This is a genomic window from Thalassobaculum sp. (genome assembly GCF_965223715.1).
GTDB lineage: Bacteria > Pseudomonadota > Alphaproteobacteria > Thalassobaculales > Thalassobaculaceae > Thalassobaculum.
The window spans coordinates 3,167,210-3,189,023 of sequence record NZ_OZ245012.1; the positions used below are offsets into that span (position 1 = coordinate 3,167,210).

Below are 21,814 nucleotides of genomic sequence, written 5' to 3' on the forward strand. Positions count from 1 at the left end.
TTAACGAATATTGAATCGCTTTTAGATTTTTACATCATAAATAGATATCAAATGGTCCTGATTTCCAGACCAGGGCCGGCGCGGCACCTGGCTTCGCCGGCCCTGGTTCTGTCCGGTCAGCGCCCCATGGCGTTCGCCTCCTCGGAGGCGCGCTGCATGTTGGCCGACATGTCGTTGGCGACCGTGCTCTGCTCCTCGACCGCCGCCGCCGTGGAGGCGACATACTCCTGTACCTCGTCCATGGCCACCCGGATCGACGCCAGGGAGGCGACGACCTCGCCGGACACATGCTGCATGCGGCCGATATTCTCGGCGATGCGGTCGGTGGCGTTCTTCGCCTGGCTGGCCAGGGTCTTGACCTCGCTGGCGACCACGGCGAAGCCCTTGCCCGCCTCGCCGGCCCGGGCGGACTCGATCGTCGCGTTCAGGGCGAGCAGGCTGATCTGGCCGGTGATCTCGTTGATGGCCTCGACGATGCTGCCCATGGCCGTGGTCGCATCCTCGAGCTGGTTGGTGTGGTCGCCGGCGGAGACAACCAGGTCGAAGGCGCCGGCCGTGGTTTCCTTGGATTTGATCATGCTCGCCGCGATCTCCTTCACCGAGGCGTTCAGCTCCTCGGCTCCGGCGGCGACGGTCTCCATGAGCTGCTGCACATGCTCCGCGCGCTTGCGGGCCAGCACCTGCTGGGTCACGTCGGCGGCGAATTTCACCACCTTGAACGGCCGGCCGTTGAGGTCCCGGATCGGGTTGTAGGAAGCCTGGATCCAGACCTCACGTCCGCCCTTGCCAATCCGCTTGTACTCGCCGGCGCAATACTCGCCCCGGCGCAGGGTCTCCCAGAACGCGGCGTATTCGGGGCTGGCCTGATAGGCCGCGTCGACGAACATCCGGTGATGCTTGCCGCGGATCTCCGACAGGGAATAGCCGAGGGCCTTCAGGAAATTCTCGTTGGCGGACCGCACGACGCCGTTCAGGTCGAACTCGATCACCGCCTGGGAGGCCTGGATCGCGTCGATCTGGCCGGAGGCATCGGCCGCCTTCAGCTTCTGCTCGGTGATGTCGCTGGCGAACTTCACCACCTTGAACGGTTTGCCGTCGAGATCGCGGATCGGGTTGTAGGTCGCCTGGATCCAGACCTCGCGCCCACCCTTGGCGATCCGCTTGAACTCGCCCTGAGCGTAGTTGCCCTGGGCGAGGGAGGACCAGAAGTCCCGATACTCCGGACCGTTCGCCGCAGCGGGATCGACGAACATGCGGTGATGCTTGCCCGCGATCTCGTCGAGCCCGTAGCCCATGGTGTCGAGGAAGTTGCGGTTGGCCTGGATGATCGTGCCGTCGAGTTCGAACTCGACCACCGCCATCGACTTGCCGATCGCCTCGACCTGGCCGGCGAAGAAGGCGTCGCGCAGCACGCGCTCGCTGACATCGGTCGCCAGCTTGATGACGCCGATCGGCTTGCCGGCACGGTCGCGGGTCGGGATGTAGCTCGCCCGCAGCCAGACATCGGAGCCGTCGCCCTTGATCCGCCGGAACACCCTGGCCTGCACCTCGCCGCGCCGCAGCGCGTCCCAGAACGCGCGGTAATCGGGCGTGTCCCGATCGGCCTGCGGCACGAAGAGGCTGTGGTGCTTGCCGCGGATCTCCGGCAGCGCAACCTTCATGACGGACAGGAAATTCTCATTGGCGTTGAGGATCTTGCCGTCCAGGTCGAACTCGATGAGCGCCTGGGACCGGTTGATCGCCTCGGCGATCTCCGGCTTGTTCTCATTGTTCGCACGCTGGGTAAAAAGAAACATTTCTGCCCCCTAGAAATCTGAAAAGGACCTCCATCGGAGATCCTTTGCCGCTATTGGCGCACGGGCAGATGCTACGAAGCAGTCGTAACAAAAGAGTTAAGCGGCGGAAGTCCGCCGCTTTGGTCTCTTAGATGTGATCAAGGGTCGACCGGTCAGGCGAGGCCGCCATGGCGCCGGATGAATGCGACGATTTCCGGCACCCCGGTACCGTCTTTTAGGTTGGTGAACAGGAACGGCCGGTCGCCGCGCATGGTCTTGGCGTCCGCCTCCATCACCGACAGGTCGGCTCCGACCAGCGGGGCGAGGTCGATCTTGTTGATGATCAGCAGGTCCGAGCGGGTGATGCCCGGCCCGCCCTTGCGCGGGATCTTCTCGCCGGCGGCCACGTCGATGACGTAGATGGTGATGTCGGCCAGCTCCGGGCTGAAGGTGGCGGCCAGGTTGTCGCCGCCGCTCTCGATGAAGCAGATCTGGGCAGACGGGAACAGGCCCGCCATGCGTTCGACCGCGGCGAGGTTGATCGAGGCGTCTTCGCGGATGGCGGTGTGCGGGCATCCTCCCGTCTCCACCCCCATGATCCGCTCCTCCTCCAGCGCCTGGGCGCGCACCAGTATGCGGCGGTCCTCGTCGGTGTAGATGTCGTTGGTGACGACCACCAGATCGTTCTCGTCGCGCATCGCCTTGCACAGCACCTCCACGAGCGCGGTCTTGCCGGAGCCGACCGGCCCGCCGATGCCAACGCGGAAGGGACCGTGGGGGGACATATCGAACGCCGTGCTCATGACCGGAACAACCTCGTGTGCTGGGTTTCGTGTCGCATGGAACACCAGTCGACCATCGGGACGGACGACCAGAGCGCGTCGGGGTCGGCGGCCTCCGCCTGCGACGCGGTGGAGAGAATAACCGGTTCGAGCGCGGCCGTGACCCGCTGACCGTCGGTCTGGCCGATCATCGACAGCCGGATCGCGGCGGAGACCGTGTTGGCGGCCATCCCGTGCAGGAAGAAGCGCAGGGTGTCGGCCAGGGAGATGCGGTGGGCGGCGGCGCAGATCCCGACGGCGACCGGCAGGGCGAGGTCCAGCTTTTCGCGGGAGAACATCGTGGCCAGCGCATCGAGCCGGGGGTCGGGCCAGGCGGCACGGACGGTGCGCAGGAAGGCGCCGCCCTGCACCACCGTCTCCTGGGCCAGCTCGGCGGTGCCCTTCAGCGCGGCGGCCAGTTCAGCTGTCTCCAGCAGGGCGGCCTCGTCGTCGAGCTGGCGATAGGCGCGGGCGAGGAGGATCGCGTCCTGGCGCGGGGCCCCATGTTCCAGCAGATGCGCGGCCCAGTCCCGCAGGCTCGCGGCATCCGTGACCAGCCCCGCCTCCACCGCCCATTCCAGCCCGTGGCTATAGGCGAAGGCCCCCACCGGAAACGACGGCGAGGTCCAGGCCGCGAGTTTCAGCAACCCGTCAGTGTCCATGGGTATGGGGGTGGTGATGCCCGTGCCCGTGACCGTAGTGGCTGTGATCGTGGTCGTGGCCATGGTCGTGCCCGTGGTCATGATCGTGATCGTGGCTGTGGCCGTGCCCATGATCGTGGTCGTGGTCATGACCATGGTGATGGTGACCGCCCGGGGTCGCCGGGTCGCCATAGGCCCCACCCTCGGGCTGGAACGGCTGGGTCACCCGGGCGATATCGGCGCCGAGGCCCTTCAGCATGTCCTCGATCACATGGTCCGGGCGGATCAGAATGGTGTCGGCCCGGATCTCCGCCGGCAGATGGCGGTTGCCCAGATGCCAGGCCAGCCGCAGCAGGGCGTGGGGCGAGGAGGCGCGCACTTCCACCAACTCTTCGGGAGCGGCCTCGACCTTGAGCCAGCCGCCATCGTCGAGCCGCAGCCCGTCGCCGCCGGCCATCGCGACCGGCTTGGCGAGGTCGAGCAGAACCTCCTCGCCGGCGTCGGTGGTCAGCATCATCCGCCGCCGGAACCGGGCGTCGAAATCCAGGGTGACGGCGGCCTTCGCCTCCTCGGCGGGCCAGTGCCCGGCCCGGGCGTGTTCGGTGGCGCGGGTCATGTTTTCATGTTCCTTCCCTTACTCATCTACTCACTCCCCGGATTTATTCCGGGCCCACCCCACAACGCGCCCGACCCGTCGAGATCATCTACCTGAAGCACGAAGCACTCCTAGCGTGGGCCCCGGAATGAATCCGGGGAGTGGTCGAATTTAACTACGCACTCCTTTTTTCCGTCATCCCGGCGAGCTCCGGGCTTGACCCGGAGGTCGGCCGGGACCCAGCGCATCCGTCCCGATCACGGTCCCGGCCCGCCCCCGGGTCAATCCCGGATTAAATCCGGGACGGGGCCGTCCGGGATGACGGAGGGTGGATGGATTGGGAGCCCCCCTCAGAACAGGAAATACCGCTGCGCCATCGACACCACCTGGGCCGGTTCGCAGGTGAGCAGGCGGCCGTCGGCGGTCACTTCATACGTCTCCGGATCGACCGTCACCTTCGGCAGGTAGTCGTTCATCCGCATCGACTGCTTGGAGATCCCGCTGCGGGTGTTGGCCACCGCCACGGTCTGCTTGGCGAGGCCGTACTGGTGGCGGATGTCGCGCTCCAGCCCCGCCTGGCTGATGAAGGTCACCGACCCGGCCGTCCGCGCCCCGCCCAGCGCGCCGAACATCGGTCGGGAATGCACCGGCTGCGGCGTCGGGATGGAGGCGTTCGGGTCGCCCATCTGGGCGCTGGCGATCAGGCCGCCGACCAGCACCATGTCCGGCTTCACCCCGAAAAAGGCCGGGCTCCAGAGCACCAGATCGGCTCGCTTGCCGACCTCAATCGAGCCGACCTCGTGGGACACGCCCTGGGCGATCGCCGGGTTGATCGTGTACTTGGCGACGTAGCGCCGGGCGCGCAGGTTGTCGTTGTCGCCCGTCTCCCCGTCGAGCCGGCCGAACTGCTTCTTCATCTTGTCGGCGGTCTGCCAGGTGCGGATCACAACCTCGCCGACCCGGCCCATGGCTTGGCTGTCCGACGCCATGATCGAGAAGGCGCCGAGATCGTGCAGGATGTCCTCGGCCGCGATGGTCTCCTTGCGGATGCGGCTTTCAGCGAAGGCCACGTCCTCGGGAATGCGCGGGTCGAGGTGATGGCAGACCATGAGCATGTCGAGATGCTCGTCCACCGTGTTGACCGTGAACGGCCGGGTCGGATTGGTCGAGGACGGCAGCACGTTCGCCTCGCCGCAGACCTTGATGATGTCCGGCGCATGGCCGCCGCCCGCACCCTCGGTGTGGAAGGCGTGGATGGTGCGGCCCTTGAACGCCGCCACCGAATGTTCGACGAAGCCGGACTCGTTCAGGGTGTCGGTATGGATCATCACTTGGATATCCATCGCGTCGGCCACCGAGAGGCAGCAGTCGATCGCCGCCGGCGTGGTGCCCCAGTCCTCGTGCAGCTTCAACCCGCAGGCCCCGGCGCGGATCTGCTCCTCCAGCGCCTGGGGCAGGGCGGCGTTGCCCTTGCCGAAGAAGCCGAAATTGATCGGCAGCGCATCGGCCGCCTGCATCATCCGCATCAGGTTCCACGGGCCCGGCGTACAGGTCGTGGCGTTGGTGCCGGTGGCGGGGCCGGTGCCGCCGCCCATCATGGTGGTCACGCCGGAGGCGAGCGCGTCGTCCACCTGCTGCGGGCAGATGAAGTGGATATGCACGTCCAGCCCGCCGGCGGTGAGGATCTTGCCCTCACCGGCGATCGCCTCGGTACCCGGGCCGATGACGATGTCGACGCCGCTCTGGACGTCCGGGTTACCGGCCTTGCCGATGGCGACGATGCGGCCGTCCCGCACGCCGATATCCGCCTTGAAGATGCCGGTGACGTCGAGGACCGTGGCGTTGGTGATGACCAGGTCGACGGCACCCTGCGCCCGGGTCGCCTGGGACTGGCCCATTCCGTCGCGGATCACCTTGCCGCCGCCGAATTTCACCTCGTCGCCATAGGTGGTGTAGTCCTTCTCCACCTCGATGATGATGTCGGTATCGGCGAGCCGGAACCTGTCGCCCTTGGTCGGACCGAACATGCCGGCATAGGCCGCCCGCGGCATGGTACGCGGCGGCATATTGCCCTGGCCCTTCTGGGTCTCCGGCAGCGCGCCCATGACCTTGCCGTTGAAGCCGAAGACGCTGCGCGCGCCGCCGAAGGGCACGAGCGTGACCTCGCGGCTCTGGCCAGGCTCGAAGCGCACCGCCGTCCCGGCCGGAATGTCGAGCCGCCGGCCCAGGGCGGCCGCGCGGTCGAACTCCAGGCCCGGATTGGTCTCGGCGAAATGGTAGTGGGAGCCGACCTGCACCGGCCGGTCGCCGGTATTGGCGACGGTGAGGGTCAGGCGGTCGGCGCCGGCATTGAGTTCGATCTCGCCCTCGGCGGGGATGAGTTCACCCGGAATCATGGCCTCTCTCCTCGCTCAGCGGATCGGGTCGTGGACGGTGACGAGCTTGGTGCCGTCGGGGAAGGTGGCCTCCACCTGCACCTCGTGCAGCATGTCGGCGATGCCCTCCATCACCTGGTCCTTGGCGATGACCTGGGCACCCGCCGCCATCAGGTCGGCGACCGAGCGGCCGTCGCGCGCACCCTCGACCACGAAATCGGTGATCAGGGCGATCGCCTCGGGATAGTTGAGCTTCACCCCGCGCTCCAGGCGCCGGCGCGCGACCATCGCCGCCATGGCGATCAGCAGCTTGTCCTTCTCACGTGGACTGAGTTGCATGAGACCCTCCCGCTCGTCTGCGCCCCATAGGTTGCCGCCGGTTCGCCCCGGCGTCGATCCTTTTTCGCACCTGCGAAAGCCCGGTCAGACCGACCAGATCACCGGCATCCGTGCCGGCCGGCCGAGCCAGGCGGCCCGGCTGGCACTCCAGATCCCGGCCAGCGCCGTGCGCGCGGTAGCGGGGTCGCGGGCCAGGATCCGGATCACCACGCAATCTGCAGACAGCGCACTGGCGCCGATCAGCAGACCGTCGTCCAGCGGCTGCGCCCGGGCGATCTCCACCGACTGTCCCGCCCCCTGGCCGACCAGCAGCAGGGTGCCGAGCGCCTTCGCCCCGTCGAGGCCGGCCCGCGCCGCCATGGAGGCTGCGATATCCCCGTCGAGCCCGAAATCGTCGGCCCAGACGAGCCGTCCGTCGCGGCGTAGGCGGATGCGATCCTTCAGGCTGCCATTGGCAAAGACCTCGCCGCGGGCGATGCGGCCGAGCACGACGGTCTCGGCATAGGCGAAGCACCCGCCGCCGACGACGTCGACTTCCGTGCTGCGGAGGAGCCGGGAGCCGTCGAACAGGATCGTGCCGGAGGACAGCATCTCCAGCACCGCCCCGGGGCCGACCCGATAGGTATTGGACAGCACCGCCTCGGCGCCGTCGCTGCGATAGACCTTCTCGGCCGCCTGGGTGGTGGCCAGCAGCGCCTCGTCCGCGCCGACATCGAGGGACACACGCAGCCGGTCGCCGCCGACCACGCCGCCGGCCACATTGGCGACCACCAGCGTGCGCGGCTCGCCCGCTTCCGCATAGGGACGGAACAGCCGCATCGGCGGGGTGAAATGGCTGCGCAACAGCTTGCCGGCCCCGACAGCCAGGTCGAGGGCGCCGTCATAGCGCTGCAGGCCGCGGGACGGCGCGGTCACGGACACGGGCGACACTCGTCAGCCCGGCGGGGTCTTGGGTTTCCGGCTGAATCGCATGCCGGGTGCGGCCAGAACGTCCTCGTCACCGCACCAGGCATAGGCCAGCAGCACCGGCTCGCGGTCGGCCGTGGTGATGGTGTGCATGTGCTGGGGCAGGTTGAGGACGATCGATCCCGGGGCATAGACGCCGTTGTCATTCTCGCTCCAGTGACCCGAGAGCGACAGGTAGCTCTCCGTGATGCCGTGATGGCTGTGGGCAGGATAGGTCGTGCGCGGCGCGAAGAGAACCAGCCCGAGGGTCAGGGTCGGCGAGATGATCGGCCCCTTCGGTCCCATGATGTCGGCATAGGCGTAGCGCTCCATCAGGTAGCGCGGCATCCGCTCGTAGCCGTATTCCCAGGCGAGCTGGGCCTCCACATTGCCGATCGCCCGCACCATGGAGCGCATGGAGCCGTCCAGCCCGTTGTCCAGCGCCCGGCGCAGATGGGCGGTCACAGGCTTGGCGGCCGGGTCGGGGAAGCGGACGGAGGTCTTGGCGGCCAGGACCTTGGCCAGCCGGTCGCGCACCTGCTTCATGTGCGTGCGGACCTTGCCGCTGCCGCCCGCGGATCCCCGGCGATAGGCATAGTCGAACTCGCGGGCGAGATAGACCCAGTCATGCAGGCTGGAGAGCGGGCTGTGCCGCTCCTCGACCCAATGGGCCCCTTCGTCGTCGGGAAGGCTCATGGCGAGGCGCCCGGTCCGGCGATGGCAATACTAAGCGGCCAGCGGCTTGCCGTCCTCGACGCTCGGGCCGCGGCCGGCGACCGTGGTGCGGTGCATGACCCGGGGATACTTGGTCTCGTCCCAGGGCTTGCCGCGGTGCAGGACCGCCCTGTTGTCCCACATGACCAGATCGCCGTCCTGCCACTTGTGGGTATAGCAATGCTCCGGCCGGGTCACGAGGTCGGTCAGGCGGCGCAGCAGGGCGCGGCCCTTCTCCTCCGGCCAGCCCTCGATATGGCTCGCATGGGCGCCGGCATAGACCGCCTTGCGGCCGTTCACCGGGTTGGTGCGGACCAGTTTCTGGCGCACCGCCGGCAGTTCCTTGCGGTCCTTGTCGGTGAGCAGCGACTTGTCGATCAGGCCGCGGCTGTACAGGAAATCGTGCACGGCGATCAGCGGCTCGTATTCGGCCTGTTCCTTGGAGGACAGCGCGTCCCAGGCGGCGCGGCCCGAGGCGAACTCGGTCTCCCCGCCCTCCGGCGGCACCACCCGGCCGGACAGCATGGAGGCCTTGGCCGGCACCGGCTTGTAGGAGCTGTCGGTGTGCCACATCTGGTTGCCCGAGTTGAAGATCATCCGCTTGTCCTTGGGCGGGATCAGGTTCCCCTCGGGATCCAGGTTGGAGAAGATGGCGATATGGGTGCCCTCGCCGCCGGGATTGGACGAGATCGTCGTCTCCAGATCCCCGAACCGGCGGGAGAAGGCGGCCTGCTTCGCGTCGTCGATGCCGTGTTGGCCGCGGATCACCAGGACCGAATTGTCCTCGAAGGCGGTTTCGATCGCGGCGAACTCGGCATCGGTCAGGGTCCCGATGTCGATGCCCGTGACCTCAGCGCCGAGGACAGGCGTCAGCGGGGTGATCGACAGAGCCATGGGAGTCTCCTTTGACGGCGGTCACTGCAGGGTGCCGGAATGGTCCACCCGCCGCTCGCGGATGGTCAAGACCCGCAGTTTTCTGAGATCCCCGCCAAACGAAAAGCGCCGCCCCGGGAGACGGGGCGGCGCCTGACTGCGCGTGCTGGAGAAGCCGCTTACTTATAGCCGACCTCGTCATAGAGCTTCTGGGCCAGCGGCTGGTTCTCGCCGAGCTTGGCCAGGTTCATGGTGTCCTGGCGGAACAGGCCGAGGCGGGAGACCGACGAGCTGAGCTCCACGCCCGGCACGGCCGGGTACTCGTCGTTGCCGGCCGAGAAATAGGCCTGGGCGCTGTCGGAGGCGAGGTACTCCAGGAACTTTACCGCGTTCTCCTTGTTCGGCGCGGTGGCGACGACGCCGGCGCCGGAGATGTTCACATGGGCCCCGGTGGTGTTCTGGTTCGGGAAGACCCAGCCGATCTTGGCGACCTCGTTCTCGCCCAGCCCCTTCACTTCGCTGCGCAGGGCGCGGGCGAAATAGTAGGTGTTGGCGACGGCCACGCCGCACTCGCCCGAGGCGATGCCGCGGAGCTGGTCGGTGTCGCCGCCCTGGGGATCGCGGGCGCGGTTCTCGTAGACGCCGGCGGCCCAGTCCTTGGCGGCCTGCTCGCCCTTGTGCTCGATCTGCGCCGCCATCAGCGAGAGCATGTAGATGTTCGAACTGGAGCGGGTGCAGACCATGCCCTTCAGCGCCGGATCGGCCAGGTCGTCATAGGTCTGGATCTGGGTCGGAGACACCCGCGCCTTGTCGTAGAAGATGATCCGGGCGCGCTGGGAGAAGCCGTACCACAGCCCGTCCGGATGACGCAGGTAGGACGGGATGCGCGCTTCCAGGAACTCGGTGCTGACCGGCTGGAAGATGTCCATCTGCTCGGCCCGCCAGATGCGGCCGGCATCGACGGTCAGCAGCACGTCGGCCGGGCTGTTGCGGCCCTCGCTCTTGATGCGCTGGATCAGCTCGTCGGCATCGCCTTCGATCCGGTTGATCGTGATTCCGGTCTTCTCCTCGAAGTCGGAATACAGGCGCTCATCGGTGTCGTAGTGCCGCGAGGAATAGAGGTTGAGCTCGCCCGAGGCCGCCGCGTCCTTGACGGCGACGCCGCCCATGATCGACACGACCGCCACCGTCATCGCGATCCGCGCGACCAGTCCGGATCCTCCCAGAATCTTCATTGCCACTCTCCTTTTAATGGTCATGTCCGCGGGCGCGCCACGACGCTTCGGCCCGGTATCGACACCGAACCCATTTCCCATGGCGATGGACTAATGAGAATGAATTGCACTGTCAACAAGGGTGCGTGAATCACCCCAGCGACCTCACGGAACCGTGAGAATCCCACAATTTCTAAGGGGATTTAATCGATGAGGATCAGTTGATCCCGATCGCGGCGCAGAAGGTCATCCACAGACCTGACAGCCGGTATGTATCGGCAACCAAAGGCAGAACGGCGAGCGCGCCGGCGAGCATCACGGCGAAGGTAAGATAGAACACCGTGGTCAGCCGTCGGCCGCCGTCATCGATTTCCGTGTCGCGTCGTTCGGACATTGCCGACCTCCTGACGACACTATATGGCGTCACCGAGCGGCACCGCCAGCCTTCCGCTGATCGTCCGCATCGAAAGCCCCACCATGACGCTCAACCCGATCTCGGTCCGCCTGTCCCTGTTCTACGCCACCTATTTCGCGGTGGTCGGCATCATGCTGCCGTACTGGCCGGCCTGGCTGGAGAGCCGGGGCCTGTCGCCGGTAGCGATCGGCGCGGTGCTGTCGGTCGGCTTCTGGGTGAAGCTGGTGGCCCATCCGGTGCTGGCCACGGTGGCCGACGCCACCGGGACCCTGAAGCGCACCACGGTGCTGCTCGCCCTGGGCGGCATCGCGGTCTACGCCGCCTTCTCGTTCGCCGGCCCGTTCTGGAGCTATCTCGTCCTGGCCTTCCTGCTCGGCTTCACGGTCCAGAGCATCATGCCCCTGGGCGAGGCGCTGGCGCTGAGCGAGATCAAGCTGCGGGGCCTCGATTACGGGCCGATCCGGATCTGGGGGTCGGTCTCCTTCATCGTCGCCGCCTTCGCCGTCGGGGGTGCGACCGAGCGGTTCGGCGATCCGGTGATCCTGCCGCTGCTGCTCGGCACCATGGTGGTGCTGGTGGCGAGCTGCCTGTGGCTGCCGGGACGGGGCGGCCAGGCGCGCAAGCCCTGGTCGTGGTCCGCCGCCGCCCGGCTGGTCGCCAACCGCCGCTACCTGGTCTTCATCGCCGCGGCCGGCTGCGCCCAGGCGAGCCATGCGGTGTTCTACGGATTCGGCACGATCTCCTGGCGCTCGGTCGGCTTCGGCGAGACCGCCATCGGGATGCTGTGGTCGCTCGGCGTGGTGGCGGAGATCGTCGTCTTCGCCCTGGCCGCCAGGCTCGGCCGTTTCGCCTCGGCCCCGGCCCTGCTGGCGATGGCCGCGATCGGCGCGATGATCCGCTGGCCGCTTACGGCCGTGACCCATGACCTTGTCGCGGTCGGTGCCCTGCAGCTGCTGCACGGCCTGACCTTCGGCGCGGCCCATCTGGGCGCCATGCGCTACCTGCAGGACAACGCGCCGGAGGGCCTGGAGGCCACCGCCCAGGCCTTCTACTACGCCCTGGTCTCCGGCGTGGTGATGGGGCTCGCCATGCCGGCGGCCGGGTTGTTCTACGACGCCTACGGCCAGGCGGCCTATCTGGCCATGGGGGTTCTTGGCGTCCTGGGGCTGGGATTCTCGGCGATCCTCGGACGGATCCTGAAACCCTAGGATTCCCTGCCGCGCACCGCCTTCATCAGAGGGGCGGCGCCGATGGCGGCCAGGACCGAGAGGCCGGTCAGCCCGAAGGCCTTGAAGGTGACCCAGCCATCGGTCGAGAGCGTGCGCCAGGCGATCTCGTTGGCCGCCGCCATAATGCAGAAGGCGCAGATCCAGTAGACCGTCAGGTTGCGCCAGCCGGTCTCGTCCAGCTCCAGCATCCCGTCCAGGATGGTGCGCAGGAAATACTTGCGGAACAGCAGGCCGATGCCGAGCCCGGCGGCGATCAGCAGGGTCGCCACCGTCGGCTTGATCTTCAGGAAGAAGGCGTCGTCGAAGAGGAGCGCGAGGCCGCCGAAGATCGACACCAGCACCGCGCCGATCACCGGCATCCAGGGGATGCGCCGCTCGGTATAGACGGTGTAGGCGGTGGCGATCACCGTGGCGGCGACCAGCACCGCCGTCGCCGGCATGATCCCCCAGACGTAGTTGCAGACGAAGAACAGGATGAGGGGGCCGTACTCGGTCAGGGCCCGGGTCCGGGTCATCGCAGTCTCCTTCAGATTTCGTCAGGCGGCGCGGCGCGTGGCGTCCGCCGGGACCAGGGAGGCGGCCCGCCTCAGCACGTCGCCGGTCGCGTCGTCGGCATACATGGTCTCGGCCAGCCGCCGGCGCCACCCCCGCGCGCCCGGCAGCCCCTGGAACAGCCCGAGCATGTGCCGGCCGATCGATTTCAGCGGGGTGCCGAACTCAAGCGCCATCCGGTCGGCATACTCGGCCATGGCGTCGACCACGGCGTGGCGGTCGAGCGCCTCGGGCACCTCGCCATAGACCCGGGCGTCGACCTCAGACAGCATCCACGGGGTCTGGTAGGCCGCACGGCCGACCATCATGCCGTCCAGGCCCACGCTCTCGGCGATGGCGATGTCCAGGTCGCCGAGCCCGCCATTCAGCAGGATCTCGAGTTCCGGCCAGGCCGCCTTCAGGCGCCGCACCCGGCCATAGTCCAGCGGCGGGACATCCCGGTTCTCCTTGGGCGACAGGCCCTGGAGCCACGCCTTGCGGGCATGGACGATCACCGTCCCGCAGCCGGCCTCCACCACCCGGTCGACCAGGGCGTCCAGCGCGGCCTCCGGGTCCTGGTCGTCGACGCCGATGCGGCATTTCACGGTGACCGGGATCGACACCGTCTTGCCCATGGCTTCCACCACCCGACCGACCGTCTCCGGCTCGCGCATCAGGCAGGCGCCGAAGCGGCCGGACTGCACCCGGTCGGACGGGCAACCGACATTCACGTTGACCTCGGCATAGCCCCAGTCCTCGGCGATCCGCGCCGCCTCGGCCATGGCCTCGGGCTCCGACCCGCCGAGCTGCAGCGCCAGCGGATGCTCCTGGGCCGAATAGCCGAGCAGTCGGGTCCGGTCGCCCAGACGTACGGCGTCGGCGGTCACCATCTCGGTATACAGGACCGCGCGGCGCGTCAGCAGACGGTGGAACACCCGGCAATGCCGGTCGGTCCAGTCCATCATCGGCGCCACCGTGAAGCGGCGGTCCAGGGGTGCGGTCGGGTGGATCATGGCGCGGGTTTTACACGAAATCGCGCAGACAAGTCAGCCCCGAGGGGTCAGGGCGGTTTTCTCCCATTCACCCTCCCCCGGCGCTTCCCCTTTCACACTCCCCGGATTTAGTCCGGGGCCTACGTCTGGAGCGGCACGGTCGGAGATCGCTTTGAACCGTCGCCGCCGTGGAGAGGTGGGCCCCGGACTAAATCCGGGGAGTGTGAAAAGGGGTGAGTGTGTGGGGGAAGGAGGAGGAAGCGGGATCACCCCTCCCGCATCGCCTTGATCGCTTCGCGGGCCAGCTCGTCGCAGCGTTCGTTCTCCGGGTGGCCGGCATGGCCCTTCACCCAGTGCCAGTCGACATCGTGGCGCTGGACCGCCGCGTCGAGCCGTTCCCACAGGTCGCGGTTCTTCACCGGCTTCTTGTCGGCGGTCTTCCAGCCGCGCGCCTTCCAGGACTTCATCCACTTGGTGATGCCGTCGCGCACATAGGTGCTGTCGGTGGTCAGGTCGACCGCCATGCGCCGGGTCAGGGCCTCCAGGGCGGAGATCGCCGCCATCAGCTCCATGCGGTTGTTGGTGGTCTCCGCCTCGCCGCCGGACAGCTCCCTCACGTTGCCGCGCCAGCGCAGGATCGCGCCCCAGCCGCCCGGCCCCGGATTGCCGCTGCATGCGCCGTCGGTGAAGATCTCGACCTTCTCGCCGCCCCCGGCCGCGCTCATGTCAGCCCGTAGGCGGCGGGACCCGACACGCTCTGATGGAAGCGGAGCTTCTGGTTGTATTCCATCGGATCCTTCGGTTTCACCAGGGCGCCTTCGGGGTGGTTCAGCCAGTCGTAGAGCCGGGTCAGCAGGAACCGGATCGCCGAGCCGCGCGCCAGCACCGGCAGGGCGGCACGCTCCTCGGCACTCAGCGGCCGCACGCTCTCATACCCCATCACCAGGTTGCGCGCCTTGGTGACGTTGAAGCTGCCATCGGTCTCGAAGCACCAGGCGTTCAGGCAGATCGCCAGGTCATAGGCCAGGATGTCGGTGCAGGCGAAATAGAAGTCGATGAAGCCGGACAGGCTGTCGCCCAGGAAGAAGACGTTGTCCGGGAAGAGGTCGGCATGGATCGTGCCGACCGGCAGGTCCTTCGGCCAGTGGGCCTCCAGGAAATGCAGCTCCATGTTCAGATGGTTGTGCAGCGCGTGGTAGATCTCGCGCTTCGGCAGCTCGCAGCTGTCGAACAGGGGCCGCCAGCCGGCGACGGACAGGTTGTTCTCGCGCACCCGGTCGTAGTCGAGCCCGGCCAGATGCATCTGCGCCATGCCCACACCCAGCTCGCGGCAGCAGGACGGCCGGATCCGCCGGCGCCACACGCCGTTCACGAAGGTCACGATGGCCGCCGGCCGGCCGTTCAGCTCGCGCAGGGTGGCGCCGTCGCGGCCCGGCACCGGGCTCGGCACGTTCATCCCCTTCTTCGCCAGATGGCGCATCAGCTCGATGAAGAACGGCAGGTCGTCCCGGTTCACCCGCTTCTCGTAGAGGGTGAGGATGAAGGTGTCGGTGGTGGTGCGGACCAGGAAGTTCGAGTTCTCAACCCCTTCGGCGATGCCGGAGAAGGAGACCAGTTCGCCCAGGTCGTATTCGCCCAGGAAGGCTTCCAACTCCCCGTCGGAGATCTGCGTATACACCGCCATGTGCGTGAGGCCCTTCCGTCAGGCAGGCGCGACGGCGCGGGGCAGCTTGAAGCGGACGTCCTCGCGGGCGACCTCCACTTCCTCCACGGTCACGGTGAAATGCGCGCGGCAGGCCTCGATGACCTGCTCCACCAGGATCTCCGGTGCCGACGCGCCGGCGGTGATGCCGAGCCGGTTCACCCCGGCCAGCCAGGCCATGTCCAGGTCCGCCGCCTTCTGGATCAGCTGGGACTGGCCGCAGCCGGCGACCTTGCCGACCTCGACCAGGCGCTTGGAATTGGAGGAGTTCGGGGCCCCGATCACCACCAGGGCGTCCACCTTCGGCGCGATCGCCTTCACCGCCTCCTGGCGGTTGGTGGTGGCGTAGCAGATGTCTTCCTTCTTCGGGGCGGCCACCTCGGGGAAGCGTCGGCGCAGCACCTCGACGATGCGGGCGGTATCGTCCACCGACAGGGTCGTCTGGGTCACGAAGGCGAGCCCGTCGGCCCCTTGCGGCGGGGTGAAGGCCTCGGCCTGGCCCTCGTCCTCGACCAGGCTGATCGCGCCGTCGGGAAGCTGGCCCATGGTGCCGACGACCTCCGGATGGCCGGCATGGCCGATCAGGATGATGTGGTTGCCCAGGCGATACTGCCGCTCGGCCTCCAGATGGACCTTGCTGACCAGCGGGCAGGTGGCGTCGACATAGACCATCTCGCGGCGCGCCGCTTCGGCCGGCACCGATTTCGGCACGCCATGGGCGCTGAACACCACCGGCCGGTCGGGCGGACACTCGTCCAGCTCCTCCACGAAGACCGCGCCCTGGGCCTCCAGGCTCTCCACCACATGGCGGTTGTGCACGATCTCGTGGCGCACATAGACCGGAGCACCCCATTTGTGCAGGGCCTGCTCGACGATCTGGATCGCGCGGTCGACACCGGCGCAGAACCCGCGGGGGGCCGCGAGCACGACGGTCAGGGGCTGTTTCTGCTGTGCTGTCATCACGCTCCGTTTTCCGACGAATGCGGGGGTGCCGTCAATCGCCGCCGCATACAGGGGTCTCGACGCCCGGTTCAATTGCGTGCGGCCGGGGGGCGGGCTATCGTCGGCCCGGAGTTTTCCCGGCCGATCGCGGACCGGCGACCGACCCTTTTGCGACGGAACCCATAACGGACCCCGATGCGTTCATACAGTCTTCTGGCGGCGACAGCCGCGCTCGCCCTTTCCGCCTGCGCCAGCGACAAGCCCGTCGAGCGGCTCTGCCCGCCCGCGGCCGCCGTGGCCGGGGTCGAGCGGATGACCAGCTTCCGCCCCGGCGGCGGCCAGGACCTCACCGATGTGGCCTTCACCGCCCGGGTCGACAACGTCGAATCGGTATGCCAGTACGACGATGACGGGGTCGAGGTGGCGATGAACGTGCTGCTGAGCGCGGAACGCGGCCCCGCGGACACCACCCGGCAGGCCGATCTGCAGTATTTCGTGGCGATCGAGAACGGCCCCGGCAATTTCACCGCCAAGGAGATCTACGACGTGTCGCTGCCCTTCGAGGGCAACCGCCGGCGGGTCGGCATCGTCGAGGAGGTGGACATCATGATTCCCACGCCGGCCGACAAAGACTTCTCCGGAATCCGCATCCTGATCGGCCTCCAGATCACGCCGGAGCAGGTGCAGTACAACCAGCGCAACAGGGGCCGCTGAGCCGTTCCAGGGCGCTTTCATCGCCTTGAAATGATGCGCAGAAGCAGCCGCGGCACCGGGTGCGCAATCCCATCGCCCGGCCCCCGCCGCCGATCGTCCGGTTCCGACCGGGCGGCCAAGAACCGGTTGCAGATTCCGTTTCTTCGTCTACTCTCTGCGCCGTCATAACCCACGACCCTCGGGGGAGAGAGCGGCGGATCCGGCCGTATCTTGAACTTCCCCGGATCGCGGCGCCGCCGAAGGAGCAACCGCCCCCGGAAACTCTCAGGCGCCCGTACCCCGAGGTGAGGTGACTCTGGAGAGCGGGCGAGAAATCGCTCCACCGACGAGGAAAGCCGCAGCCGATCGCGGTCAATCTTTCAGGTCTCGGGACAGAGAGGGGGTGTGCACCGGAAACCCGGTCGCATGCACCCTTTGTCACGGAGTCTCGATGACCGACGCCACGCTCAAGACCACCCCGCTCAATGCGCTCCACCGCGCGCTCGGCGCCAAGATGGTGCCCTTCGCCGGCTACGACATGCCGGTGCAGTTCCCCCTGGGCGTTCTCGGCGAGCACAAGCACACGCGGGCCAAGGCGGGGCTGTTCGACGTCTCCCATATGGGCCAGGTCCGGATCGACGGCGAGACCGCCGCGACGACCCTGGAGACCCTGGTGCCGGGCGAGATCGCCGGGCTGACCGCCGGGCGGATGCGCTACACCCAGTTCACCAATAACGACGGCGGCATCCTGGACGACCTGATGGTCACCCATGCCGGCGACCATCTCTTCGTCGTCGTCAACGCCGCCTGCAAGGAGCAGGACATCGCCCTGATGACGGCCGCATTCGGCGATGCGCTGAGCGTGCTGGAGGACCGCGCGCTGCTGGCGCTGCAGGGGCCGGCTGCCGTTCATGTGCTGGCCGAGCTGGCGCCGGAGGCGGCGGACCTGACCTTCATGACCGGGGCGGCCATGGAGGTGGGCGGCGTCCCCTGCTTCGTCACCCGCTCGGGCTATACCGGCGAGGACGGCTACGAGATCTCGGTCCCGGCCGACAAGGCGGAAGCGCTGGCCCGCAGGCTGCTGGACCACGCGGATGTCGAGCCGATCGGCCTCGGCGCGCGGGATTCCCTGCGTCTGGAGGCGGGGCTGTGCCTCTACGGCCACGACATCGACACCACCACTTCGCCGGTCGAGGCGGCCCTGCTCTGGTCGATCGGCAAACGCCGGCGCGAGGAAGGCGGCTTCCCCGGGGCGGACCGCATTCAGAAGGAGATCGCCGAGGGCACGACGCGCAAGCGGGTCGGCCTGAAGCCGGAAGGCCGCGCCCCCGCCCGCGAGGGCACCGAGATCGTCGATTCCGACGGCGCGCCCATCGGCAAGGTCACCAGCGGCGGCTTCGGCCCCAGCGTCGAAGGACCCGTTGCCATGGGCTATGTCGCCAGCGCCCACGCGGCGGTCGGCACCACCGTCTCCCTGATGGTACGCGGCAAGCCCCTGCCGGCGACCGTCGTCAAACTGCCTTTCGTTACTCCTGGATATAAACGCTAAAACAATCGCTTAGGAGCGGGACACATGGTTGTTAAGTATACCGAAGACCACGAGTGGATCTCCGTCGACGGCGATGTCGGCACCGTCGGCATCACCGTCCACGCCCAGGAACAGCTCGGCGACATCGTGTTCGTCGAACTGCCCGATGTGGGCAAGACCGTCGCCAAGGGCGACGAGGCCGGCGTGGTGGAATCCGTGAAGGCCGCCAGCGAGATCTATGCGCCGGTCGCCGGCGAGATCGTCGAGGTGAACGAGGCCCTGGCCGACGCGCCGGGCACCGCCAACAGCGACCCGACCGGCTCCGGCTGGTTCTTCAAGATCAAGCTGGCCGACAAGGGCGAACTCGACGGGCTGATGGACGAGGCCGCCTACAACGACCTCATCGGCTGAGCCGTTACACCCAAGCGCGTTCCCGCGGGGAGAGACCAATGACCCAGACCCGAGCGACCGTCGACCAGTTGCACGACCACGCCGCCTTTATCGGCCGGCATATCGGGCCGAGCCCGGACGAGAGTGCGGCCATGCTGGCGACCCTCGGCTACAAGAGCCTCGACGCCCTGAGCGATGCGGCCCTGCCGCGGGCGATCCATCTGGACCAGCCGCTCGCGCTGGACGCCCCCAGGGGAGAGGCCGAGACCCTGGCCGAGCTGGCCGAGATCGCCTCCCAGAACAAGGTCGCGACCTCGCTGATCGGCATGGGCTACTACGACACGATCACCCCGGCGGTGATCAAGCGGAACGTGCTGGAGAACCCGGCCTGGTATACCGCCTATACCCCGTACCAGGCGGAGATCAGCCAGGGTCGTCTGGAAGCCCTGCTGAACTTCCAGACCATGGTCGCCGACCTGACCGGCATGGACATCGCCAACGCCTCCCTGCTGGACGAGGGCACGGCGGCGGCCGAGGCCATGGCGCTGGGCCGCAAGCTGGCCAAGAACAAGGGCGCGGTCTTCTTCGTTTCCGACCGGGTGCATCCGCAGACCATCGACGTGCTGCGCACCCGGGCAGAGCCCATCGGCATCGAGATCGAGGTGGGCGATGAGTTCACCGGTCTGCCGGCCGAAGCCTTCGGCTACCTGCTGCAGTATCCCGCGACCCGCGGCTCGGTGAACCACTACAAGGACATCGTCGAGCGCGCCCATGGCAACGGCGCCATCGTCGTGGTCGCCGCCGACCTGCTGGCCCTCACCCTGCTCACCCCGCCGGGCGAATGGGGGGCGGACATCGTCGTCGGCACCACCCAGCGCTTCGGCGTTCCCATGGGCTTCGGCGGCCCGCATGCCGCCTATTTCGCCACCCGCGACACCCATAAGCGCAACATGCCGGGCCGCATCGTCGGGGTGTCGGTCGACGCGGCCGGCCGGCCCGCCTACCGCCTGGCTCTGCAGACCCGCGAGCAGCATATCCGCCGCGAGAAGGCGACCTCCAACATCTGCACCGCCCAGGTCCTGCTGGCGGTGATCGCGTCCATGTACGCGGTCTATCACGGACCGGAAGGACTGACCCGGATCGCCACCCGGGTGAACCGCCTGGCTGTCATCCTGGCCGAGGGCCTGCGCCGGCTCGGCTACAAGCTGGAGAGCGACGCGTTCTTCGACACGGTCACGGTGAAGGCGCCGGACGTCGCTGCCACCGTCTGGGAAGCGGCCCGTGTGGAAGGTCTGAACCTGCGGTTCATGGAAGGGGCCCTCGGCATCAGCCTGGACGAGACCTCCGACCGGCGCACGGTGGAGCGGATCTGGTCCTGCTTCTGGCAGGGCTCCAAGGCCGAGTTCACCTTCGACGAGATCGAGGCGGCGGCCGGCGACAGCCTGCCCGACGAACTGCGCCGCAGCTCGGACTTCCTGACCCACCCGGTGTTCCACCAGAACCGGTCGGAGACCGAGATGCTGCGCTATCTGCGCCGCCTGTCGGACAAGGACATCGCGCTCGACCGCTCGATGATCCCGCTCGGCTCCTGCACCATGAAGCTGAACGCCACCACCGAGATGGTGCCGGTCACCTGGCCGGAATTCGCCAACATCCACCCCTTCGCGCCGTCCGACCAGACCCAGGGCTACCTGCGGCTGATCGGCGAGCTGGAGCGGATGCTGGCCTCGGCCACCGGCTATGCCGCGGTGTCCCTGCAGCCGAATTCCGGCGCCCAGGGCGAGTACGCCGGGCTGCTGGTGATCCGCGCCTATCACCGCTCCCGGGGCGAGGCCCATCGCGACATCTGCCTGATCCCGTCCTCGGCCCACGGCACCAACCCGGCCTCGGCCGCGATGGCGGGCATGAAGGTGGTCGTGGTCGCCTGCGACGACAAAGGCAATGTCGACGTGGACGACCTGAAGGCCAAGGCGGAGGCCCATTCGGAAAACCTCGCGGCGCTGATGATCACCTACCCGTCGACCCACGGGGTGTTCGAGGTGAAGGTCCGCGAGATCTGCCAGATCGTCCATGACAACGGCGGTCAGGTCTATACCGACGGCGCCAACCTGAACGCCCTGGTCGGGTTGTGCAGCCCGTGCGAGTTCGGCTCCGACGTGAGCCACATGAACCTGCACAAGACCTTCTGCATCCCCCATGGCGGCGGCGGGCCGGGTGTCGGCCCGATCGGCGTCGCCCAGCACCTGGTCCCGTTCCTGCCGGGACATGGCGAGCTGGACAGCGGCGAGACCGCCATCGGCGCGGTCTCGGCCGCACCCTACGGCAGTGCGGGCATCCTGGCGATCAGCTGGGCCTATATCCGCATGATGGGGGCCGAGGGCCTAAAGAAGGCGACCCAGGCGGCGATCCTCAACGCCAACTACCTGGCCAAACGGCTGTCCGACCACTACCCGGTGCTCTATGCCGGACCGGACGGGCTGGTGGCGCATGAGTGCATCATCGACCTGCGGCCGATCAAGGACGCCTGCGGCGTCAGCGTCGACGACGTGGCCAAGCGGCTGATGGATTACGGCTTCCACGCCCCGACCATGAGCTTCCCGGTGGCCGGCACCCTGATGATCGAGCCGACCGAGAGCGAGAGCCAGGCGGAGATCGACCGGTTCTGCGACGCCATGATCGCGATCCGCGAGGAGATCCGGGCGATCGAGAAAGGCGATGTGGATGTGGAGGCCTCGGCCCTGCGCCACGCGCCGCATACCAGCGACGACCTGCTGGCGGACACGTGGGAGCGGCCCTACAGCCGGCGCCAGGCGGCCTTCCCGCTGGCGGGCATGGAGGCGTCCAAGTATTGGCCGCCGGTCTCGCGGATCGACAACGTGTACGGCGACCGCAACGTCATCTGCACCTGCCCGCCGATCGAGGCCTATCAGGACGCGGCGGAATAGTCCGCCGGGTCTTTCAAGCTCCCAACCCGTCATCCCGGACGGGCCCGGACGCGATCCGGGCCCGGGCCGGGACCGAGCGGCGGGGTTCAGCGGCTTGGTCCTGACTTGCGTCAGGACGACGGAACATATTGAAAATAAAATGATTCGTCATCCCG

Annotated in this window: 21 protein-coding genes, 1 pseudogene and 2 riboswitches; of the genes and pseudogenes, 5 read left to right on the forward strand and 17 right to left on the reverse strand. The window is 67.7% G+C overall.

The annotated features are described in order from the left end of the window. Window positions 1-116: 116 nt before the first annotated feature. The 12 genes and pseudogenes from ACOQOP_RS14575 to ACOQOP_RS14630 form a co-directional block, all read right to left on the reverse strand. Window positions 117-1,796, reverse strand: a complete 1,680-nt coding sequence (locus tag ACOQOP_RS14575; protein WP_420562532.1) for a PAS domain S-box protein — start codon at window positions 1,794-1,796, stop codon at window positions 117-119. A gap of 152 nt (window positions 1,797-1,948) precedes the next feature. Beyond that, window positions 1,949-2,578: an urease accessory protein UreG gene (gene ureG / locus ACOQOP_RS14580; protein WP_420562533.1), complete on the reverse strand. Its 630-nt coding sequence runs from the start codon at window positions 2,576-2,578 to the stop codon at window positions 1,949-1,951. Then, on the reverse strand, window positions 2,575-3,339 hold the full coding sequence (locus tag ACOQOP_RS14585) for an urease accessory protein UreF (protein ID WP_420562534.1): 765 nt from the start codon (window positions 3,337-3,339) through the stop codon (window positions 2,575-2,577). The genes ureG and ACOQOP_RS14585 overlap by 4 nt, the downstream gene beginning before the upstream one ends. Further along, window positions 3,248-3,853 (reverse strand): urease accessory protein UreE, encoded by a 606-nt coding sequence (locus ACOQOP_RS14590; protein WP_420562535.1) that lies wholly within the window; start codon window positions 3,851-3,853, stop codon window positions 3,248-3,250. The genes ACOQOP_RS14585 and ACOQOP_RS14590 overlap by 92 nt, the downstream gene beginning before the upstream one ends. Window positions 3,854-4,182: 329 nt before the next feature. Next, window positions 4,183-5,937, reverse strand: coding sequence for an urease subunit alpha (gene ureC, locus ACOQOP_RS14595; protein ID WP_420566534.1), 1,755 nt, complete (start codon window positions 5,935-5,937; stop codon window positions 4,183-4,185). Continuing rightward, window positions 5,926-6,228: pseudogene (locus tag ACOQOP_RS14600) on the reverse strand (urease subunit beta); the annotation flags it as partial. The gene ureC and the pseudogene ACOQOP_RS14600, both read right to left, overlap by 12 nt. Window positions 6,229-6,243: 15 nt before the next feature. Next, window positions 6,244-6,546 (reverse strand): urease subunit gamma, encoded by a 303-nt coding sequence (locus tag ACOQOP_RS14605; protein ID WP_420562536.1) that lies wholly within the window; start codon window positions 6,544-6,546, stop codon window positions 6,244-6,246. A gap of 84 nt (window positions 6,547-6,630) precedes the next feature. Then, entirely contained in the window at window positions 6,631-7,467 is an 837-nt protein-coding gene (locus ACOQOP_RS14610; protein ID WP_420562537.1) for an urease accessory protein UreD, read from the reverse strand. 12 nt (window positions 7,468-7,479) lie between these two features. Then, on the reverse strand, window positions 7,480-8,187 hold the full coding sequence (locus ACOQOP_RS14615; protein ID WP_420562538.1) for a dimethylsulfonioproprionate lyase family protein: 708 nt from the start codon (window positions 8,185-8,187) through the stop codon (window positions 7,480-7,482). A 30-nt stretch (window positions 8,188-8,217) separates the two neighbouring features. Beyond that, window positions 8,218-9,099: a TauD/TfdA dioxygenase family protein gene (locus ACOQOP_RS14620; RefSeq protein WP_420562539.1), complete on the reverse strand. Its 882-nt coding sequence runs from the start codon at window positions 9,097-9,099 to the stop codon at window positions 8,218-8,220. A gap of 158 nt (window positions 9,100-9,257) precedes the next feature. Beyond that, window positions 9,258-10,313, reverse strand: coding sequence for a Fe(3+) ABC transporter substrate-binding protein (locus tag ACOQOP_RS14625; protein WP_420562540.1), 1,056 nt, complete (start codon window positions 10,311-10,313; stop codon window positions 9,258-9,260). Window positions 10,314-10,509: 196 nt separating this feature from the next. Beyond that, complete coding sequence (locus ACOQOP_RS14630; RefSeq protein ID WP_420562541.1) at window positions 10,510-10,686, reverse strand: hypothetical protein; 177 nt, start codon at window positions 10,684-10,686, stop codon at window positions 10,510-10,512. 23 nt (window positions 10,687-10,709) lie between these two features. Here ACOQOP_RS14630 and ACOQOP_RS14635 point away from each other — a divergent pair, with 23 nt between their 5' ends. Continuing rightward, window positions 10,710-11,915, forward strand: coding sequence for an MFS transporter (locus tag ACOQOP_RS14635; RefSeq protein ID WP_420562542.1), 1,206 nt, complete (start codon window positions 10,710-10,712; stop codon window positions 11,913-11,915). Here the strand turns inward: ACOQOP_RS14635 and ACOQOP_RS14640 are convergent. The 5 genes from ACOQOP_RS14640 to ispH form a co-directional block, all read right to left on the reverse strand. Beyond that, on the reverse strand, window positions 11,912-12,451 hold the full coding sequence (locus tag ACOQOP_RS14640; protein WP_420562543.1) for an inner membrane-spanning protein YciB: 540 nt from the start codon (window positions 12,449-12,451) through the stop codon (window positions 11,912-11,914). The two genes, ACOQOP_RS14635 and ACOQOP_RS14640, sit on opposite strands and share 4 nt — an antisense overlap. Before the next feature lie 21 nt (window positions 12,452-12,472). Continuing rightward, entirely contained in the window at window positions 12,473-13,480 is a 1,008-nt protein-coding gene (dusA, locus tag ACOQOP_RS14645; protein ID WP_420562544.1) for a tRNA dihydrouridine(20/20a) synthase DusA, read from the reverse strand. Window positions 13,481-13,725: 245 nt separating this feature from the next. After that, entirely contained in the window at window positions 13,726-14,184 is a 459-nt protein-coding gene (gene rnhA / locus ACOQOP_RS14650; RefSeq protein WP_420562545.1) for a ribonuclease HI, read from the reverse strand. Beyond that, the gene (locus ACOQOP_RS14655; RefSeq protein WP_420562546.1) at window positions 14,181-15,143 is read right to left on the reverse strand and encodes a homoserine kinase; all 963 of its coding nucleotides are present in this window, start codon (window positions 15,141-15,143) and stop codon (window positions 14,181-14,183) included. Before ACOQOP_RS14655 ends, rnhA begins: the two co-directional genes overlap by 4 nt. Window positions 15,144-15,161: 18 nt before the next feature. Next, window positions 15,162-16,121 (reverse strand): 4-hydroxy-3-methylbut-2-enyl diphosphate reductase, encoded by a 960-nt coding sequence (ispH, locus tag ACOQOP_RS14660; RefSeq protein ID WP_420562547.1) that lies wholly within the window; start codon window positions 16,119-16,121, stop codon window positions 15,162-15,164. Window positions 16,122-16,298: 177 nt separating this feature from the next. On the opposite strand from ispH, the gene ACOQOP_RS14665 reads away from it, so the two are divergent. From ACOQOP_RS14665 to gcvP, 4 genes are all read left to right on the forward strand, one after another. Further along, window positions 16,299-16,817: a hypothetical protein gene (locus ACOQOP_RS14665; protein ID WP_420562548.1), complete on the forward strand. Its 519-nt coding sequence runs from the start codon at window positions 16,299-16,301 to the stop codon at window positions 16,815-16,817. A 171-nt stretch (window positions 16,818-16,988) separates the two neighbouring features. Beyond that, window positions 16,989-17,107: riboswitch (glycine riboswitch) on the forward strand. A gap of 3 nt (window positions 17,108-17,110) precedes the next feature. After that, window positions 17,111-17,194, forward strand: a riboswitch (glycine riboswitch). A gap of 53 nt (window positions 17,195-17,247) precedes the next feature. Beyond that, the gene (gene gcvT / locus ACOQOP_RS14670; RefSeq protein WP_420562549.1) at window positions 17,248-18,345 is read left to right on the forward strand and encodes a glycine cleavage system aminomethyltransferase GcvT; all 1,098 of its coding nucleotides are present in this window, start codon (window positions 17,248-17,250) and stop codon (window positions 18,343-18,345) included. A gap of 24 nt (window positions 18,346-18,369) precedes the next feature. Next, window positions 18,370-18,735, forward strand: a complete 366-nt coding sequence (gene gcvH, locus ACOQOP_RS14675; RefSeq protein WP_420562550.1) for a glycine cleavage system protein GcvH — start codon at window positions 18,370-18,372, stop codon at window positions 18,733-18,735. 38 nt (window positions 18,736-18,773) lie between these two features. Then, window positions 18,774-21,659: an aminomethyl-transferring glycine dehydrogenase gene (gene gcvP, locus ACOQOP_RS14680; protein ID WP_420562551.1), complete on the forward strand. Its 2,886-nt coding sequence runs from the start codon at window positions 18,774-18,776 to the stop codon at window positions 21,657-21,659. The last annotated feature ends 155 nt before the right edge of the window (window positions 21,660-21,814 follow it).